A 1,821-nucleotide genomic window follows, 5' to 3' on the forward strand; every position below is an offset into this window, starting at 1 on the left:
GGTTACCTGCTGTACCCGCTGGCCGGCGCCGTCGGCATGAGCAAGGGGCTTCTGACGGCGCTGGCGGTGCCGCCGGTGGTGCTGGCGGTCTGGCTCGGGCTGCGGCGGATCCGCAGGTCGGTCACCAAGGAGGGCGGCCACTGAGAGCCATCCCGCGCGTGGCTCAGTAGCGGTAGCCGAGGTCGGCCTCGAGCGCGAGGTCGAGCTCGCCGCGCATGAAGGTCGTGTCGTCGCCCGGCATGTGCATGGGCGTCTCGGGGCGCGTCTCGACCGATGGCAGGAACCTCGAGCCGAGGCGCTTGACCACCGGGCGGTAGCCTTCGGGCGAGGGGGTGAGCGAGAGCCGCTTCTCGAGTTCGGCGAGGAAGGCGCGGGGCGCGCTCTGCACCGCTTCGAACCGGCAGAACACCAGCGAGCAGCCACGGTTGAAGAAGCCCAGCAGCCCCTGCATCTTGGTGCGGCGCAGGGCGAAGAGATTGGCGTAGGGCGCCCCGCTGAGCGGGTGCCGGTCGAGCTGCAGCGCCGCGCCGCGCCCGCCCATGGTCTTGAGCTGCGGGAAGGAGCGCTCGCGGTCGGCGATGGTGGCCCACTCCTCGCGGATGAACTCTGAGAAGCCGAGGCGCTGCATCTCGGGCGGGCAATGCCACGGCTTCTCGTGCATCGAGCGCGCCCAGTCGCCGGCGTGGCGCACGACGCAGACGATGGCCATGTCCTCCGGGATGGCGGCCATATGCGGCAGGCCGTGTTTCCAGCCCAGCCCCTCGGACGGCGCGAGCGCGGTGTTCCGCCCCAGCAGGCGCTTGACGAAATTGGTGCCAGAGGACCGCTCGCCGAACACCTGGTAACGGGTGATCCGGTGGCCGGTCAGGGAAAACTGCCAGCCGGTGTCAAGGAAGTCCTGCGCGATCATCTGGCCTCTGGTCTGGGTCGGATCCGGTACGGGTGGCGGACGGACGGCCTGCCCGCAACGTTACGCCCGCCCCGGAAGATTGGCGATTCTCATTCGTGAGGGGGCGCTGTAAGCTATTGCGAAACCGCGTCAAGAACAGGTGAAGCGCAGATAAAAATCAGTGGCCGCGGCCGTGCCGCTGGTGCGCGACGACGCGTTCTTCCACGAGACATGGGGGCACCACAACGGCACGGCGCCGGGGCGCGAGAACTGCCAAGTGATCCGTCACGGGCGCATCGCGGACGTTCAGCGGCTGGCCGCGGGCTGCACTGTCATCGGCATCCCGGGCGAGGCGCACAGGAGCTTCGACATGAAGCGCCGTCGGCTGCTCAGACGGCGGGGTGACCGGGCTGCGGGGCTATGATGCGCAGGTCATCGTGGGGGATGGCGACGCGCTGGTGGTGCTGAACCCGGCGGAGGGCATGTTGCTGGTCGACTGGCTGGCCGGACAGCCGTCGCGGCGGGGGCTGACGGCACGGGCCTCGAGGGCATTCACCGCATCGACCGCGAGACGGAGCCGCTGGCGGGGGGGGGGGCGGGGCCGCGGGGGCGCGTCGCGCCGCAGTAGTCCAGGCCCTGCGTGCTGTCGCTCGGCCCCAGGATCTCGCGCGGGGAGGGCATGTCACCCGGGCCTCGAAGCTCTTCAAGCCGGGTCGGCTGCACCTCTTCCACCTCAGGTGCTGCGACTTCGGGCTCTGCGTCGAGACGATGAACCGGCGCAACGCGGTCTCGTACCTCGGGACGTCCGGAAGGATCAGGCCCTGCCGAGCGAACGGTCTGCGTCAGAACGCCTTCGACGACACGAAGGCGACCGAGGTGATCTGGGTGGGCATGGCCTGCCGGACGCCCTCGGAGGTCGCGGCGAGGAACCC

General features: G+C 70.0%; 3 protein-coding genes. 2 read left to right on the plus strand and 1 reads right to left on the minus strand.

All coding sequences use genetic code 11. The features are described 5' to 3' along the window. Positions 1 to 144: DUF3422 family protein (locus HC022_RS25680; protein ID WP_167454267.1), on the plus strand; the 144-nt coding region annotated here is incomplete at its 5' end. A 19-nt stretch (positions 145 to 163) separates the two neighbouring features. Here HC022_RS25680 and HC022_RS25685 read toward each other — a convergent pair. After that, positions 164 to 910: a hypothetical protein gene (locus tag HC022_RS25685; RefSeq protein ID WP_167454268.1), complete on the minus strand. Its 747-nt coding sequence runs from the start codon at positions 908 to 910 to the stop codon at positions 164 to 166. A 181-nt stretch (positions 911 to 1,091) separates the two neighbouring features. Between HC022_RS25685 and HC022_RS25690 the strand changes: the two genes are divergently transcribed. After that, the gene (locus tag HC022_RS25690; protein ID WP_167454269.1) at positions 1,092 to 1,313 is read left to right on the plus strand and encodes a hypothetical protein; all 222 of its coding nucleotides are present in this window, start codon (positions 1,092 to 1,094) and stop codon (positions 1,311 to 1,313) included. The last annotated feature ends 508 nt before the right edge of the window (positions 1,314 to 1,821 follow it).

Origin of the sequence: Salipiger sp. HF18 (genome assembly GCF_011806505.1) — a bacterium.
In the GTDB taxonomy this organism is placed as follows: domain Bacteria; phylum Pseudomonadota; class Alphaproteobacteria; order Rhodobacterales; family Rhodobacteraceae; genus Salipiger; species Salipiger thiooxidans.

What these genes read in the sequence shown, in the direction of transcription:
- HC022_RS25685 (WP_167454268.1), bottom strand. Translation starts at nt 910, where the DNA reads ATGATCGCGCAGGACTTCCTTGACACCGGCTGGCAGTTTTCCCTGACC.